The 15,971-nt window shown below is 55.4% G+C and carries 11 protein-coding genes and 5 pseudogenes; 6 read left to right on the top strand and 10 right to left on the bottom strand.

Features of this window, described 5'->3' with window-relative positions:
- Window positions 1–87 precede the first annotated feature (87 nt).
- The 6 genes from AC0Z4S_RS19375 to AC0Z4S_RS19350 all read left to right on the top strand — a co-directional run bounded on the left by AC0Z4S_RS19375 (window position 88) and on the right by AC0Z4S_RS19350 (window position 6,043).
- On the top strand, window positions 88–741 hold the full coding sequence (locus tag AC0Z4S_RS19375) for an ABC transporter ATP-binding protein (protein ID WP_253500780.1): 654 nt from the start codon (window positions 88–90) through the stop codon (window positions 739–741).
- The gene (locus AC0Z4S_RS19370) at window positions 741–3,209 is read left to right on the top strand and encodes an FtsX-like permease family protein (protein ID WP_485624231.1); all 2,469 of its coding nucleotides are present in this window, start codon (window positions 741–743) and stop codon (window positions 3,207–3,209) included. Before AC0Z4S_RS19375 ends, AC0Z4S_RS19370 begins: the two co-directional genes overlap by 1 nt.
- Window positions 3,199–4,266, top strand: coding sequence for a lipocalin-like domain-containing protein (locus AC0Z4S_RS19365; RefSeq protein ID WP_485624230.1), 1,068 nt, complete (start codon window positions 3,199–3,201; stop codon window positions 4,264–4,266). The genes AC0Z4S_RS19370 and AC0Z4S_RS19365 overlap by 11 nt, the downstream gene beginning before the upstream one ends.
- A gap of 651 nt (window positions 4,267–4,917) precedes the next feature.
- A complete protein-coding gene (locus tag AC0Z4S_RS19360) occupies window positions 4,918–5,160 on the top strand; it encodes a hypothetical protein (RefSeq protein WP_485624229.1) in 243 nt (80 codons plus the stop codon).
- 11 nt (window positions 5,161–5,171) lie between these two features.
- Window positions 5,172–5,372, top strand: coding sequence for a hypothetical protein (locus AC0Z4S_RS19355; protein ID WP_253500783.1), 201 nt, complete (start codon window positions 5,172–5,174; stop codon window positions 5,370–5,372).
- An 86-nt stretch (window positions 5,373–5,458) separates the two neighbouring features.
- On the top strand, window positions 5,459–6,043 hold the full coding sequence (locus AC0Z4S_RS19350) for a hypothetical protein (protein WP_485624228.1): 585 nt from the start codon (window positions 5,459–5,461) through the stop codon (window positions 6,041–6,043).
- A 320-nt stretch (window positions 6,044–6,363) separates the two neighbouring features.
- Here the strand turns inward: AC0Z4S_RS19350 and AC0Z4S_RS19345 are convergent, their stop codons facing one another.
- The 10 genes and pseudogenes from AC0Z4S_RS19345 to AC0Z4S_RS19300 all read right to left on the bottom strand — a co-directional run.
- On the bottom strand, window positions 6,364–7,191 hold the full coding sequence (locus tag AC0Z4S_RS19345; RefSeq protein WP_485624226.1) for a glycosyltransferase family 2 protein: 828 nt from the start codon (window positions 7,189–7,191) through the stop codon (window positions 6,364–6,366).
- Between the two features lie 157 nt (window positions 7,192–7,348).
- Complete coding sequence (locus AC0Z4S_RS19340) at window positions 7,349–7,846, bottom strand: hypothetical protein (protein WP_485624224.1); 498 nt, start codon at window positions 7,844–7,846, stop codon at window positions 7,349–7,351.
- 59 nt (window positions 7,847–7,905) lie between these two features.
- A pseudogene (locus AC0Z4S_RS19335) lies at window positions 7,906–8,091 on the bottom strand (RHS repeat-associated core domain-containing protein); the annotation flags it as partial.
- Between the two features lie 78 nt (window positions 8,092–8,169).
- Window positions 8,170–8,607: pseudogene (locus AC0Z4S_RS19330) on the bottom strand (DUF2247 family protein); the annotation flags it as partial.
- A gap of 443 nt (window positions 8,608–9,050) precedes the next feature.
- Window positions 9,051–10,142: pseudogene (locus AC0Z4S_RS19325) on the bottom strand (RHS repeat domain-containing protein); the annotation flags it as partial.
- Between the two features lie 22 nt (window positions 10,143–10,164).
- Window positions 10,165–10,467 carry a hypothetical protein gene (locus AC0Z4S_RS19320; protein WP_252875663.1) on the bottom strand — a complete coding sequence of 101 codons (303 nt, stop codon included), beginning with the start codon at window positions 10,465–10,467 and terminating at the stop codon, window positions 10,165–10,167.
- 3 nt (window positions 10,468–10,470) lie between these two features.
- Window positions 10,471–11,893 (bottom strand): annotated as a pseudogene (locus AC0Z4S_RS19315) (RHS repeat domain-containing protein); the annotation flags it as partial.
- A gap of 910 nt (window positions 11,894–12,803) precedes the next feature.
- Window positions 12,804–14,421: pseudogene (locus tag AC0Z4S_RS19310) on the bottom strand (RHS repeat-associated core domain-containing protein); the annotation flags it as partial.
- A 315-nt stretch (window positions 14,422–14,736) separates the two neighbouring features.
- The gene (locus AC0Z4S_RS19305; protein WP_485624222.1) at window positions 14,737–15,375 is read right to left on the bottom strand and encodes a hypothetical protein; all 639 of its coding nucleotides are present in this window, start codon (window positions 15,373–15,375) and stop codon (window positions 14,737–14,739) included.
- Window positions 15,376–15,377: 2 nt separating this feature from the next.
- On the bottom strand, window positions 15,378–15,971 hold a 594-nt coding region (locus AC0Z4S_RS19300; RefSeq protein WP_485624220.1), incomplete at its 5' end, for an RHS repeat-associated core domain-containing protein.

Below are 15,971 nucleotides of genomic sequence, written 5' to 3'. Positions count from 1 at the left end.
GCGGCGCAAGGTTGGCGATGATCATCAGCGGACAAAAACCATTCAGGGCCGCTATCCTAGGCCCAGGTTCACTGATCGGGTTTGCCCATGCTTGAGGTTCGCGACGTTTTCAAAAGCTATGCCACGCCACAGGGAGTGTTGCCGGTGCTGCAAGGCGTCGACCTGACGCTGGAGGCCGGTGGCAGTCTGGCGCTGATGGGCGAATCGGGCAGTGGCAAAAGCACGCTGCTGCATCTGGTGGCCGGGCTGGACAAGGTCGACAGCGGCAGCATTCGCAGCGGCGAACATCGCCTGGAAGCCATGAGCGAAGCGCAACTGGCGAACTGGCGACGCACGGAAATCGGTCTGGTGTTTCAGCAGTTCAACCTGATCGGCAGCCTGCGCGTGGAAGACAATCTGGCCTTTCAGGCGCGCCTGGCCGGGCGCCATGAGCCGCGCTGGCAGGCGCATCTGGTGCAGCGTCTGGGGCTGGGCGATCTGCTCTCGCGGTATCCCGAGCAACTCTCCGGCGGCCAGCAGCAACGGGTGGCGCTCGGCCGAGCATTGGCTTCACAGCCGAAATTGCTCTTGGCCGATGAACCCACCGGCAGCCTCGATGAAGCGACCAGTGATGAAGTGCTGCGGCTGTTGCTCGAACTGCTCGATGACACACCGACGACGCTGCTGATGGTCACCCACAGTCAGCGCGTTGCGGCGCGATTGGCCCAGCGCGTGGTGTTGTCGAACGGGCGGGTTGCCTGATGATCTGGCGGCAAACCCTGCGCGCGCTGCTCAGCCACTGGCGGCGCCATCCCGTGCAGTTTTTCAGCGTGCTGACCGGGCTGTGGCTGGCCACCAGTCTGCTCACCGGCGTCGAGGCACTGAACAGCCAGGCACGCGACAGCTATGCGCGGGCCAGCCAGATGATCGGCGGCGAACCGCAAGCCAGCCTGAGTACGCCGAACGGTGCGTTGTTTCCCCAGCGCTGGTTTATCGAGCTGCGCCGTGAGGGCTGGCCGGTGTCGCCGGTATTGCAGGGTCGGCTGACACTCAAGGGCCACGAAGACCAACGCATTCAGGTGATGGGCATCGAGCCGGTGTCGCTGCCGACGGATTCTGCAGTGGCCGGGCAGGCGATGCCGATCGAGCGCATCGTCGAATTTTTCAGCCCGCCGGGCAGCACCTGGATTTCCCCGGACACCCTGCAAATGCTCGGCTTGCGCGAAGGTGAAACACCGCAAACCGTGAACGGCCAGACCCTGCCGCCAATGCTCGCGCAGAAGGACATGGCGCCGGGCCTGTTACTGGTCGACATCGGCGTAGCGCAACGCCTGCTCGACCAACCCGAGCAATTGTCGCGACTGCTGCTACCCAAGGACTTTCATCAAGAATTACCGGCCAGTTTCAGCGATCGCTTGCAGCTCAAAAGCAGCGGTGAAGAAAACAATCTGGCGCGGCTGACCGAGAGCTTTCACCTCAATCTCGATGCCCTTGGATTTCTGTCGTTTCTGGTCGGCCTGTTCATCGTCCACGCTGCCATCGGCCTCGCTCTGGAACAGCGCCGAGGTTTGCTGCGCACCTTGCGCGCCTGTGGCGTCAGTGCACGAATGCTGATCGCATGTCTGGTGGTTGAACTGGGTGTGCTGGCGCTGATCGGCGGATTGTTCGGTGTGATCAGCGGCTATTGGCTGGCCAGCGTGCTGCTGCCGGACGTCGCCGCCAGCTTGCGCGGGTTGTATGGCGCGGAAGTGGCGGGGCAGTTGCGTTTGAGTCCCTGGTGGTGGTTCAGCGGCATCGGTCTGAGCCTGCTCGGCGCGCTGCTGGCCGGGGCCAACAGCCTGCTGCGGGCGGCGCGCCTGCCGTTGCTGGCGGTGGCTGATCCGCAGGCATGGCATCAGCAATATTCGCGCTGGTTGCGTCGGCAGGGTTGGCTGGCGGCGGCGCTGCTGGCGATTGCACTGGCGGCGCTGATCTGGGGTGACAGCCTGAGCAGCGGCTTCGTGCTCATGGCCGGGCTGTTGCTCGGTGCCGCGCTGGCCTTGCCGGTGCTGCTCAGTGCGTTGTTGAACCCGTTGCTCGGGCGCAGTCGTTCGGTGCTCGGCCAGTGGTTTCTCGCCGATTGCCGCCAGCAACTGCCAGCCCTGAGTCTGGCGTTGATGGCGCTGCTGTTGGCTCTCGCGGCCAACATCGGCGCCGGCAGCATGACCGCCGGTTTTCGCCAGACCTTCAACGACTGGCTCGAACAACGCCTGAGCGCCGAGCTGTACATCAACCCGGCCAATCCAGCCCAGGCTCGCGAAATGCACAGTTGGCTCAAGCAGCAGCCCAACGTCAGCGCAGTGCTGCCCAACTGGCAGGTGTCGGTGACGCTGCAAGGCTGGCCGGCCGATGTCTACGGCATCATCGATCACCCGCACTATCGCCAGCACTGGCCGCTGCTCGACAGCAGCGGCAGCGATCCATGGGGGAAGCTGGCCACTGACGATGCGGTGATGCTCAGCGAACAACTGGCACGACGCCTGAAATTGAAGCCGGGCGAGCATCTGAACATTCCCACGCCAAACGGCACATGGTCGCCGCGCATTGTCGGCATCTACGCCGACTACGGCAATCCGAAGGGGCACGTTCTGATCAGCAGTGAGCACCTGCTGCGCGGCTGGCCGCAACTCACCCCGAATCGCTTCAATCTGCGCATCGATCCACCGCAGATTCCGGCGCTGCTCAACGCCTTACAGGCGCGCTTTGAGCTGGATGACAGCCGCATCATCGATCAGGCGCGGCTCAAGGGCTGGTCGGTGCAAGTCTTCGAACGTACCTTTGCCGCGACGGCGGCATTGAACAGCCTGACCCTGGCCGTGGCCGGTGTGGCGCTGTTCATCAGTCTGCTGACCCAGAGCCAGAGTCGGCTGAGTCAGCTTGCACCATTGTGGGCGCTGGGCGTGACGCGCAAGCAATTGATGTTGCTCAACCTGGGCCAGACCTGGCTTCTGGCGGTGCTGACCTTGTTGTTGGCGCTGCCACTGGGTATCGCACTGGCGTGGTGCCTGGATGCGGTGATCAACGTGCAGGCGTTTGGCTGGCGATTGCCGTTGCGGGTGTTCCCGTTGCAGTTATTGCAACTGATGGGCCTGGCCTTGCTCGCGACTTTACTGGCCTCGGCATGGCCGCTGTATTCGCTGTACCGCACGCAACCGGCGGAGTTGCTGAGGACGTTTGCCCATGAGGATTAACGGCGTCGTGCTGATGCTGGTGTTGCTGCTCGGTGGTTGCGATCAGCCCGCACCCGAGGAGAAGGGCTTTGCGGGGATGGGTGATCAGGCGCAATCGTTCACCCCGGTGGTGCCCGGTCGGGTGTTCAGTTTCCCTGCCGATCACGGCGCGCATGATGGTTTTCGCATCGAGTGGTGGTACGTCACCGCCAATCTCAAGGATCAGCAGGGCAACGATTTTGGTGTGCAATGGACGCTGTTTCGCAGCGCCCTGAAACCGCTCGCCGAGCAGGCCGGGTGGGGCAATCAGACGATCTGGCTTGGCCATGCGGCCGTCACCTCGCGTTCGGTTCATCACGCCGCCGAACGCTACGCCCGGGGAGGTGTAGGCCAGGCGGGCGTGCGCCTGGCGCCGTTCGAGGCGTGGATCGACGACTGGATGTTTGCCAGCCAAGCGCAGGATCCGTTGAGCGATATGCAACTCAGTGCTCGTGACAAGAATTTCGCTTATCAACTGCGCCTTACCTCCAGCCGACCGCTGGTGCTGCAGGGCGATCAGGGTTTCAGCCAGAAATCCGAAGAAGGCCAGGCCTCGTATTACTACAGCCAGCCATTTTTCCAGGCCAGCGGCACGCTGCAGATCGACGGCCGGACCTACACGGTCAGTGGCCCGGCGTGGCTCGATCGCGAGTGGAGCAGTCAACCGCTGACCGCCAATCAGACTGGCTGGGACTGGTTTTCGCTGCATCTGGACAGCGGTGAACATGTGATGCTCTATCGCATGCGGCAGAAGGACGGGGCACCGTACCTGACCGGCACCTGGATCGCCGCTGACGGGCAGATTCAGACCTTGCACAGCGAGCAGATCAGCCTCGTTCCGCAGGATACGGCCAAGGTTGCTGATCGACCGATGCCGGTGAAATGGTCGATCCGTATTCCCGACAAGAAGCTCGATATCAGCGTCGATGCGATCAACCGCAATGCGTGGATGGATTTGCGTATTCCGTATTGGGAAGGGCCGGTGAAGATTGATGGCAGCCATCCTGGCCAGGGCTATCTGGAAATGACCGGGTATTAACGGTAGGTGCAGTTTTCCTGTGGGAGCGAGCTTGCTCGCGAAGGTTTTTTGTCGAGCGGATTTGTTCTGGTTGACCGAGTACATATCCGTTGCTGCGGTAACGGCTGCTTAGGGTTCCGCCCTTACGGCGGGTCACCTTTTTCAAACGCCAAAAAGGTAACCGAAAAGGCTTGCTCCTACGTTCGGCCCCTCGCAGGCTCGGGGTTCCTTCGCTCCGGTATCGATCCGGGCGCAGCGTCTCCGGTTTGCTTCGCTGCACCTCCTCTCGCTGTGTACGACTGCGTCGTACGGTCGCTGCGCTCCCACGCCCGGATCAATCCCTCCACTCAGCCTTCCGACGTCGCCGGTGGATCAAGATCAAAAGCCGCAGGCGAGCTGACACTCGGCCTAGAGGTGAACGCGGAGACTGTAGGAGCTGCCGAAGGCTGCGATCTTTTGCTCTTGCTCTTGCTCTTACTCTTGCTCTTGTAGGAGTGAGCCTGCTCGCGATAGCTGTATCAAAGATACGAATGAATAGCGGATCTACCCTGATCCCTCTGGGAGCTGGCTTGCCAGCGATAGCATCCGTGCCTTCACCGCTGAGCGAACTGACTGGAACTCTCACCGGCGCCCACCGCTCTACCCAGAAACCCGCCATTTTCGGACTTACCCATGAGCGACGACCTGCAACTCCCGGATCTCGGAACCTGGCAGCGCCTGTTCGACGATCAGACCCTTTGGCAGCAATCGCCCGACGCTCACTATTTCGATCTGCAGCGCATCGCCGACGACCTGCTCGGCCAAGGGGCGATCGATCTTGAGCAATGGCAGTTGCTCCGCGCCAAGGCCGACGATTTGCACAAGCAAACGCCCGAGGTCAACGTCGCCCGCGAACTCGACGATCCCGAAGCCTGAGGACTACCGCCGTGAATACGACCAGCAACCAGAACGACAACCCCGACGAACCGCGCCCTGCCGGCGAAACCGAACGCGATAATGATGCCCTGCGCCCAACCGATCCCAAGCAGCGAGAGGACAGCGGCAAAGGCACCGCCAGCGGCGAATCCACCGCTCAGGAAACCGCCAAGCCACACACCCGCGGGCCACAAACCCAAGTCAAGCCCTGAACCGCGTCTATGCTCACTGGCACGCCCGCCGCTGAAGTCGATTCGGCAGCGGGCGTCGCCACTTCATCACAGGGAAAGTAATGCATATGAAGCTCGACGCTCTGGCCAAGGCCATCACCCTCGCAACGCTGCTTTCTGTCACCAGTTTCGGCGCTTTGGCTGCCGACATTCCGTTATCTGCCGTCGTTGAGGCCGATTCCGTTACCACCAAAGTGCTCGCCGTCGACCCGGCCAATCACCAGGTGGTGCTGGAAGGTCCGGAAGGACGTCAGGTCCACGTCCAGCTCAGCGACAAAGCGAAAAATCTCGCCAATCTCAAGGTGGGGGACCTGGTGAAGATCGAAGTGCAGCGGTCTGTCGCGGCTTATCTCGACACCGATGTAGATAAAGGTCTGCCAGGCACCACCGAGCGAACTGGCGAACTGCGCAAGGCTCCGGGCAGCGATAACCCGGGCGGCGAGGCCTATCGCCAGGTTCAGGTGCAGCTGAAGATCACCGAAATTGACTTGAAGACCAACCAGGTCACTCTCGAAAACCCGTCCGGACAATCGAAGACGCTCGATGTGAAGAGGCCGGAGATTCAGGCCAGGTTGAAAGATCTGAAAGTAGGGCAGAGCGTAAATGTCACTTACACCGATATCCTGAAAGTGACCAGTCAACACGATAGTTGAGTATTAGCTCTACAGATTTATTGCTCTTGTACAACTTTATGTATGAGAGCAATCATATAAATGTTTCTGTCGGACAATTCTGGGGAAATATCGGAAATGACGGATTTTTAACTTTTCAGTACAAAAATTTCATGTTTGCGCATGACGACTTATTGATGGGATTGAATTAAAATCCTTGGCGTTCGCCCAGTGTCAGGGCTCTTTACCGGTGCATGGATTGCCAGGCCGTAACACTGGGCGAACTCCAACGACGGTAGTTGTATACAAAAGTTAAGAACAAAAAAGGGCGACTTTGAAGTCGCCCTTTTTGTTGCCTGGACTCAAGCCGAAGCCTGCATGCCAGACTTGCCTCGCTGCCCCCGAAAGCGCTTGAGCGTTGCCTGATACATCTTCGTGCGGCGATGGTCCTTGCCATACGTGCCTGCCGCCGCGACGGTGCCGGCCTGGATGTGATCCAGATAGCGGAAAATCTTCCGCGGCGAGAGGAACCTGACGCCATAGCCCAACTCGATCATTCGATCCTGCAGCGTATAACCCGGCACCCGATCATCCATACAGAAGTGTAATCCTTGCGACTTCATCAAACGCACATTCCACAGCGTACAGAAACTTTTAAGATGAGTTTCTTTATACGGGCGTGGCGGTTTCGAACGCAGGCCGAAATGAACTTTGAGCCGGCGAACATGGTGTTTGCAGAATCGCGAAGTCAACCGCCAGGTATCTCGCAACAACCCACGATCAAGTTGCTCCACACAACCGACCGCCGCCATGTCTGCATTTTTCGTGCACTCGCGCATCATCATCGCGAACACTTCCATGTCGTAGACAAAAGTGTCGGTGTGCAGCAGAAACAAGTAGTCGGTCTCAACTTTCGCCAAGGCCAGATCCAGCGCCTTGCCATGGGCAATATGCCCCGCTTCCTTGCCCGGCGACGGCCGCTCGATCAGATTGATCCAGTCCAGCGAACGCAAGTAATCAAGGCTGGCATCCGCCGAATCGTTGTCCACCACCCAAACTGGAATGCCCTGCGCCTGAACATGCTCACGCAACAGCTCCAGACACATGCGGGTGATGTCCGGGGTTTTGTAATTGACCAGAACGAGGCTGAAGTTGGATTGCGGCTGGGAGGGTAGATCGAAGGCTTTCATGTCGGAGGGACTCATCCACGGCTCAAGACGACGGGGTACATGGGCCGGGATGCTAGCGGGGGAAGCTTAGGTGAAGCTTAATTTGGCAGGGTCGGACCTGGAGAAGTGTAAGGACGTAAAACGGTTGGGATGCGTACCGGATGTCTCCATGCGTTCATCAGGTTGCGAAGTAAAGCTCATCCAGTTGGCGCTTGCGGATTGCCAGGTATTCCTCCCACAAATTGGGAAAATCTTCATCTCGGGTTAGCGGAAAGGTCAGATAGATGTGTTTGCCGGCAACACTGATGTACTGGCGCACACGTTTGAAGGCGGGCTGCTCGTACAGCGCGAGGGTTTCGTCGTACGCGTCGTGATGGTGGCGAATGGTTACTCGGTGAGGGGCAATCATCCCTCGCGCAAAATCGATCACCCAGTCGCCCTCTACGGCCGTACGCAAGAAACCATAAACACCATCCACCGAGAGCAGGATGCAGGTGTTGGCTTGGTGGCCGTCCTCGTCGTTCGCGAGAACAATCCGGTCTGCGAAGTATTTGATCGTCTGGTTATCCGGACCCTGTAGAAGCAAGCTCCAGCCCTCGACGCCCATGCGAAACTCGCCGATGTTTTGAAAGGTTGCGGTCCATCGATTGGCAAGCGTTATCTCACGGGTATTCATTTGGCTCTTCAGTCTCAAATTCCCTGGTTTATTTTTTTTTTTGGCGATGCTAGCGAGTTCGCTGATTGCAGCGTCGCGAGATTATCGTAGGCCGGGTACTTCACGACCACATGATCTTGCCGGTGTAGCAGAGAGTCCTTGAGAGAAACCGACGTGCTTGAGTTGGTAGTAGACGAGCCGGCTTTCCACGGGCCTTCGCCGTCGAACATTGCCAACGGGCGAAAGCTGCCCGGTTCGTAGATGTAGAGTTCAGCTGTTTTTGTCAGGGTTCCTTTCGAAGGAGAATAGTTCCTCATACGCAGAAATGACGCTTTCCAATTCGCGTAAAGTCTTTCTTCTGATCCTACCTCGCCTTCTGGTAAAGGCATATATCTGACGATCGATGAGACCTCTTCTGGATAATCAAGATCAGCATATAGTTCTTCAACTTTTTCGAGAGGGTCCAGAAAAAGATCCTTATTCTCAAAAAGATGAGAAAGGAACAGGTATATCCAAGGCTTTGAGATAGCGTTCTCTTTTGTTGTTGGTTCGTTACTTGCTAAAGATTTTATCAAGTCCTGCACTAGATATAGCTCCTGCGGATCTAGTAAGGAAAGTTCATAGGCTTTTTCCGGTGATGATGGTGTTAGCGTATTACAAGCGAAGCTAGAAGCACCTTGGTCGTCGATGTAACCCTTTTGAAGCCCATATAAAAGCTCGCTCCAAGACAGCCAAGGTGTTTTGGAAAAAACATAGTTTCCGTCAAGTGGTAATAGAGCCAATTTTTCTACCTCGGAAGTCTTGAGGGGATTTGGTTTGGGGTGCCGGTTATTTTTCCGTCAGGTATAAATCTTTGATGCGTTAATTCCATCTTGGTATTGATGATCCACTCAAAGATCCCGGCTTTATCATTCATCGTTCCTGGCATCTGTGTAAGCGTGTTATTAGTGCCATCCCCACCTCTGAGGGCAAATACTCTACCTTTATCAGGTATTTGATCTACAACCTAGCTTGGTGCTCGATGCATCGGGTCTTCTTTTAATGCGCTTCCGACGGGCTGTGCTGCCTTGATCTCATCAGCGGCATAACTTGCCCGAAGCCGTTCATAAAGAGCTGAATTGTAGCCGGATTGATCTTTAGCCTGAGGTAAAGGCGGCGCGTCTTCGTCAACAGCACCTTTAAGAGAAGGAACCTTTTCACTATTTGCTGGTGACATATTATCGCTAGGGCAATTATTCAACCCCAACGGATCCACCCACCCCGTAGGGTTAGGCACGTATTGGTAGCTATTCAACCCACCTGCAAGCTTGATCGGATCCGGCGTCAAGAACCGTCCGATCCCCGGATTGTAGTAGCGGTGGCGGTTGTAATGTAACCCTGTCTCGGCGTCGAAATACTGACCTTGGAAGCGCAGCGGATTATCGATTTCGCTGACATCCAGCGCCGCGAGGTTGCCGTACGCTCGGTACCTCGCGGACCACATGATTTCGCCGCTGTAGTCGGTGAGTTCTTGAGGGGTGCCGAGGTGGTCGAGTTGGTAGTAAAACGGGGCCGCTTTTAGCGGGCCTTCGCCGTCGAGCATTGCCAACGGGCGGAAGCTGCCCGGTTCGTAGATGTAGCTGCGATAACGATTTTGTGCGCTTTCGGCGATCAATCGTTCGCCTTGCCAGAGGAATTCAGTGGTATGGCCGTCGACGGTTTTCTCGATGCGGCGGCCATAGGCGTCGTATTTGTAGGTGGCGGTGCTGCCGCCTGGGAGGCTGACGCCGATCAAGCGGTGTTGGCAATCGTAGCGGTATTCGGTGACGAGTTTTTGTCCGGTGCCGCGACTTTCACGGGTCAGGTTGCCATAGGCGTCGTAATCGTAGTGGCGGTCGCCTTGCATGAGCAGGCGATTGCCTTTGACGTTGGCGAGATTCGCAACGGGCAGGTCATTTTGTCCGAGGAGGTTGCCTGCCGGGTCATGGGCGAAGCTCTCTGGCATGGCGCCGCGCACGCTGATCAGGCGATCCAGCGGGTCGTAGTGATAGCTGCGGTTGCCTTTGCGGCTGTCGTCGATGCCGGCGAGATTGCCGTTGGCATCGTAGTTGTAGCGACGCTGGAACAGGTGCTTGTCCCGTTGGCTGACGCTGTGTGCTTTCAGGCGACCCTGTTCGTCGTACTGGTATTGGCTGAGTAGCAGACCTTGCTGGCGCTGCTGCTCGCGCCCGGCCGTATTCGTAGCGCAAGGTGCCCCAGACTTGGTGTTCCTCGATGAGTTGGTCTGCAAGTCATATTTATAGGCGAACGGCTAACGACCGTCGTCGACGCTGGTTAGTCAACGCGAGCTCGTCGATGCATTAAATTTTTACTTTATTCAATGTATGATCTAACGCTTTTTCAAGATCGGCCCAGGTTTTGGCCGTTTCGGTGTATATAGGCGATGCCCAATTTTGATTTGCGATTAATGAGATTCTGAAGGCGCCGTGTTCACTGAATTCGGGATACCAACCAATGTCTATTATTTGCTCATGCGGGAGTAGCGCTTGCAAAAGATCCTCTCTTAATTCATCTGTAATCAGTGCGATTTCCGATCCGGCTAGGCTGGATATTTCGTCAAAAGTTATCTTGCCACCGAGATCTTTTATATTTTCAAGATTCATAAGTCATTTCTTCTTTTTCGTTAGTTTTCTAAACGATTCTTCTGATATTGGATGTCCATGTATTGTGTTAGCACTTAACTCCACTCTCATGTACTGAGTTTCTTTTCCGTCATTGGCGCCTATGGTTTTTCCCATGTCAATTACTTTCCATGGTTTTCCATTGTTAACATCTTGACCATTTGCAAACGCGTGCCGCTCTAACGCTTCAATGTCCGTGCCGGGTAGATATTTAGCTGCACCTCCATTAGCGGTCGATTTTACAACAGATGGCCAAGGAGCCTTCGGCGCCACATGTTTGTTGCCATGATTTGTCCATTGAACGTCAGGAGGAGGCGGGGCTCCATCGCTTACCCTAGCTTTTCCTTCGGGTATTTCAGCGCTTTGCCCCGGAACGCATTTATCTCCGCCTGGACAAGTATTCAACCCTAGGGGATCCACCCACCCCGTAGGGTTAGGCACGTATTGGTAGCTGTTCAACCCACCCGCAAGCTTGATCGGATCTGGGGTCAAGAACCGTCCAGTCCCCGGATTGTAGTAGCGGTGGCGGTTGTAATGTAACCCTGTCTCGGTGTCGAAATATTGCCCTTGAAAACGCAACGGGTTGTCGATTTCGCTGACGTCCAGCGCCGCGAGATTGACGTAAGCGCGGTATTTTGCCGACCACATGATTTCGCCGCTGTAGTCGGTGATTTCTTGAGTGGTGCCGAGGTGGTCGAGTTGGTAGTAGAAGGGAGCCGCTTTTAGCGGGCCTTCGCCGTCGAGCATTGCCAACGGGCGGAAGCTGCCCAGTTCGTAGATGTAGCTGCGATAGCGGTTCTCTGCGCTTTCAGCGATGAGGCGTTCGCCTTGCCAGGGGAATTCAGTGGTGTGGCCGTCGACGGTTTTCTCGATGCGGCGGCCGAAGGCGTCGTATTTGTAGGATGCGGTGCTGCCACCCGGCAGGCTGACACCGATCAGGCGGTGCTGGCAGTCGTAGCGGTATTCGGTGACGAGCTTCTGGCCGCTGCCACGGCGTTCACGAATCAGGTTGCCGTACGCGTCGTAGTCGTAGTGGCGGTCGCCTTGCATCAGTAGGCGATTACCTTTGACGTTGGCGAGGTTGGCTGTGGGCAGGTCATTTTGTCCGAGCAGGTTACCCGCTGGGTCGTGCGCGAAGCTTTCTGGTGTGGCGCCGCGTACGCTGATCAGTCGGTCGAGCGGATCGTAGTGATAGCTGCGGTTGCCTTTGCGACTGTCGTCGATGCCGGCGAGACTGCCATTGGCATCGTAGTTATCACGACGCTGGAACAGGTGTTTCCCGCTGGCTGATGCTGTGGGCCTGCAGTCGGCCCTGTTCATCGTATTGGTATTGGCTAAGCTGCAGATTCTCCCAGTTGCTACGCACTTGTGACCCGCTTTTATTGGTTAACAGACTTGCCGGCAGTTCTTATTTGCTTTCGATAGGCAGTCACTCATCAAATCCAAAAGTAGTCTAGAATTTATTCAATGCCGCCCATCGATCATTATTAAAGCGGGTATTCGCACCGCCATGGAGGTGTGAATGATTCTGAGTCTATTCCTAGTTTTCCTAGGATTGTATAGATCTCCTCTTCAGAATTCATTGTGTGTAGGTCGGAGATGTTGATGTCGCGATCGTCAATGCCATCGTTTGTATCGATTATCTCGCTAGGTATAGTGAATATTATTAATGCATATTTTGAATTTTTTGATTTGTGAATAAATTCATAATATTGATGTGGGTCGTTCGAAAATTTGTACTTGTAAATTGCATATATTGAGGCCCATCTTCGTAGCAATGGGTCTTCTGAGGGGAGTTCCTGTGCAATGTTGTCGTAGCTCGCTCCGTCGAGTCCATACCATACACTCCGAGGAATTTTCTTTTGTTCTGTCATTTTTGACCTGCAAATGAGTTTGGCCAGTAGATTCGAATTACTTTTCCGTCTTTAGGGTGCAGCTGTAAATGTGGCATGGCAGCATGTGGGTCGGTAGGACTGTGATTGGCCATGTAAACCTTCCGAGTTTCAATATCAGACACTGGAGTGTCATCCCAGTGGTAATAGGATTCTTTTCCTTGAGGTGTTTGGAAGTAATCCTTGGCTGTTACGGAGTTAAATTCTTCAGCATTTCTATATCCTTGCCCTACATTTTTCCTCTAAACAATTCTTCAGCGTCCGCTCGACTGTTTACCGTAACGTCCTTAGCGCCTTGGTCAAGTTGTGCAGAGGCTCTTTTGACGCTAGGACTTGACCAGTCCACATCCGGTGGAAGCGGTTCTTTGGTATCGACCTTTGCATTTCCAGTCGTTGTCGTTGGACTTCCTTTTCCATCTCCATCTGGCGGGCACCCGTTCAGCCCCAACGGATGCACCCATCCCGTAGGGTTAGGCACGTACTGGTAGCTATTCAACCCACCCGCAAGCTTGATCGGATCCGGCGTCAAGAACCGTCCAGTCCCCGGATTGTAGTAGCGGTGGCGGTTGTAATGTAAGCCTGTCTCCGCGTCGAAATACTGACCCTGGAAGCGCAGCGGGTTGTCGATTTCGCTGACATCCAGCGCCGCTAGGTTGCCATAGGCGCGGTACTTCGCTGACCACATGATCTCGCCGCTGTAGTCGGTGAGTTCCTGCGGCGTTCCGAGGTGGTCGAGTTGGTAGTAGAACGGGGCCGCTTTTAGCGGGCCTTCTCCATCGAGCATGGCCAACGGCCGGAAGCTGCCCGGTTCGTAGATATAGCTGCGGTAGCGGTTCTTGGCGCTTTCGGCGATTAGGCGTTCGCCTTGCCAGAGGAATTCAGTGGTGTGGCCGTCGACGGTTTTCTCGATGCGGCGGCCGAAGGCGTCGTATTTGTAGGATGCGGTGCTGCCTCCCGGCAGGCTGACGCCGATCAGGCGGTGTTGGCAGTCGTAGCGATACTCGGTGACGAGCTTCTGGCCGGTGCCGCGACTTTCGCGGATGAGGTTGCCGTAGGCGTCGTAATCGTAGTGGCGGTCGCCTTGCATCAGCAGGCGATTACCTTTGACGTTGGCGAGGTTGGCTGCGGGCAGGTCATTTTGTCCGAGGAGGTTGCCTGCGGGGTCGTGAGCGAAGCTCTCAGGCATAGCGCCGCGTACGCTGATCAGGCGATCCAGCGGATCGTAGTGAAAGCTGCGGTTGCCTTTGCGACTGTCGTCGATGCCGGCGAGATTGCCGTTGGCATCGTAGTTGTAGCGACGCTGGAACAGGTGCTTGTCCCGTTGGTTAACGCTGTGTGCTTGCAGGCGACCCTGTTCATCGTATTGGTATTGGCTGAGCAGCAAGCCTTGCTGGCGCTGTTGTTCGCGACCGGCGCTGAATTGGTGAGAGGTCAGGCGTGAACCGTTCAGGTCGATACTGCTCAGGCGTCCACCGGACAAATGACGGTAATCGAGCACGCAGCCGTCCGGCAGACGGCAGTGGCTGAGTTGGCCGACGTTGTCGTACGCGTAACGGGTGGTGCCCCAACCCTGATGCTCGGTGATCAAGCGATCTTGCACGTCGTATTCATAAGCGAGCGGCCAATGGCCGTCGTCGACGTTGACCAAGCGACCCAGTGCGTCGTAGCTGTAGTGAATCTCTTCGCCATCGGGCAGCGTCTTGACCAGCAAACGGCCGGCGGCATCGCGCTGGTATTCGGTAACCAGTCCGCTACCGTCATCGCCGAACTCGGTTTTCTTCAGCAGTTGGCCGTTGAGGTCGTACTCGTAGGCAGTCCGACGACCATCGAAACCGGTTTCCTGCTGGATCAGGCCGTTCGAGTAATAATCAAGTTGATAGCGTTCGCCACGCTCGTTCTCGATCTCGGTGATGTTGAGTTGCGAGTTGTCGTAGCGGTAGCGCAGTTGGCTGCCGTCGGGATTGATGCGGCGGCTGACGAGGTGCAGGTTGTCGGCATATTCGTAGCGGGTGATACGGCCGAGCTCGTCGCGTTCGTCCGTGACAGGGCGACTGACGCTGTCTATAAATGCGGAGGGGGGCCGCCGAGTAGTAAGTTGCGGATTTACAAAATGCTAGAAAACTAAAGAGTTCAACTGCTTTTGTCAGCGTTCCTTTCGAGGGAGAATAGTTCCTCATACGCAGAAATGACGCTTTTCCAATTCGCGTAAAGTCTTTCTTCTGATCCTGCCCCGCCTTCCGGTAAAGGCATATATCTGACAATCGGTGAGAGCTCTTCTGGATCACCAAGATCAGCAAGGGGAAATGCTCTACCTTTATCAGGCATTTGATCTACGCAATAGCAGCGGTTTCAAATAGATTCAAAGTTTATTAATGATTTCATAAAGCTTGGCCGATTTTATCTCTTCACTATTTAGCTTGGATAGTATTGATTTTATTCTTTCTGAGTATTTTTGGGAGGTGATAATATGAGCGGTTGAGTGGGTGTCACTTTCTAGAAAGCGAGCGATGAGTGCATCTCGATTACTCTTCAAGAACTTTGCTATAGCTGCTGCGTTCAATCTGTCGTTCTCACTTAGTTGGCTCCAGATTTTATATGCGTCTTCCTCTTCCTTTTTTAGAATGAGAATAGTGTTTCGGTATTGTGTTAGTTCGTTGGGGGTGAACATGATATCGTTCGTGTTAGTGAAGTCTACATAAGAATATATTTTGGTCTTTTCGTTTTTTTTCAAAAGTCCATTCGGGCTTAGGCTCGTGAGTATCTCTTTTTGCAGGCGGAGCTCTTGAATTTTCTGTTGTTCCAGAGAGTATCCAATGGTCCGCCACTTTATGGTTACCGGCCATTCAGGCGCGAGAAAGTTACTGACGGCTTTCCACGTGGTCCATAAGTCTTGAAGAGTGCCTGCTATCAATGCGATGCTCATGAAGTCAGGGGCGGGAAAGTGCTCGGGCGTTTCGTGGAACTTTATGCCCGGTTCGCATGTGTAGTATATGCTCATGATTAGTCTTTTTTGAAGTAAATGTGTGAGTTGTCACCTTCTTTTAAGGCTGCTTTCGTACCTGTCGTTCCCGTAACTTCAGTGTTGAAGTGTGGTCCTTCATTACCTTTTACATGTCCCAATGAATGCTCTCTGATAGTCACAATCCTGCCGTCTTTCAAATTGAATTCGTAAACCCTACTCATCACGCGACCAGGCTGGTCGGTAAGTACCTCTTTATAGGATCTGGATGGCTGCTGTGATAGGGGCACACCTCCAACGCGTTTCGCTTGTCTGAATGCGGCTTTCCTAGTAATTGTGCTGTCATGGCCTATAGGTAGCTCTGGTTCGCCATTTTCAACCTTATTGTTACTAGTATCATCCACCTTTCTTTGAAAGCCTTTTTTCGCTTTGCCAGGGCAATTGTTGCTCAACCCCAAAGGATCCACCCACCCCGTAGGGTTAGGTACGTACTGGTAGCTATTCAACCCACCCGCAAGCTTGATCGGATCCGGGGTCAAAAACCGTCCAGTCCCCGGATTGTAGTAGCGGTGGCGGTTGTAATGTAACCCTGTCTCGGCGTCGAAATACTGTCCTTGGAATCGCAGCGGGTTGTC

The organism is Pseudomonas sp. 1L-B-1-E-C1 (genome assembly GCF_057291835.1).
This window is presented reverse-complemented; position numbering and strand designations above follow the sequence as displayed.

Coding starts and splice junctions, on each gene's coding strand:
- AC0Z4S_RS19365 (WP_485624230.1), top strand. CDS start 3,199: ATGAGGATTAACGGCGTCGTGCTGATGCTGGTGTTGCTGCTCGGTGGT.
- AC0Z4S_RS19350 (WP_485624228.1), top strand. CDS start 5,459: ATGAAGCTCGACGCTCTGGCCAAGGCCATCACCCTCGCAACGCTGCTT.
- AC0Z4S_RS19370 (WP_485624231.1), top strand. CDS start 741: ATGATCTGGCGGCAAACCCTGCGCGCGCTGCTCAGCCACTGGCGGCGC.
- AC0Z4S_RS19305 (WP_485624222.1), bottom strand. CDS start 15,375: ATGAGCATATACTACACATGCGAACCGGGCATAAAGTTCCACGAAACG.
- AC0Z4S_RS19340 (WP_485624224.1), bottom strand. CDS start 7,846: ATGAATACCCGTGAGATAACGCTTGCCAATCGATGGACCGCAACCTTT.
- AC0Z4S_RS19345 (WP_485624226.1), bottom strand. CDS start 7,191: ATGAAAGCCTTCGATCTACCCTCCCAGCCGCAATCCAACTTCAGCCTC.
- AC0Z4S_RS19360 (WP_485624229.1), top strand. CDS start 4,918: ATGAGCGACGACCTGCAACTCCCGGATCTCGGAACCTGGCAGCGCCTG.
- AC0Z4S_RS19320 (WP_252875663.1), bottom strand. CDS start 10,467: ATGAATCTTGAAAATATAAAAGATCTCGGTGGCAAGATAACTTTTGAC.
- AC0Z4S_RS19375 (WP_253500780.1), top strand. CDS start 88: ATGCTTGAGGTTCGCGACGTTTTCAAAAGCTATGCCACGCCACAGGGA.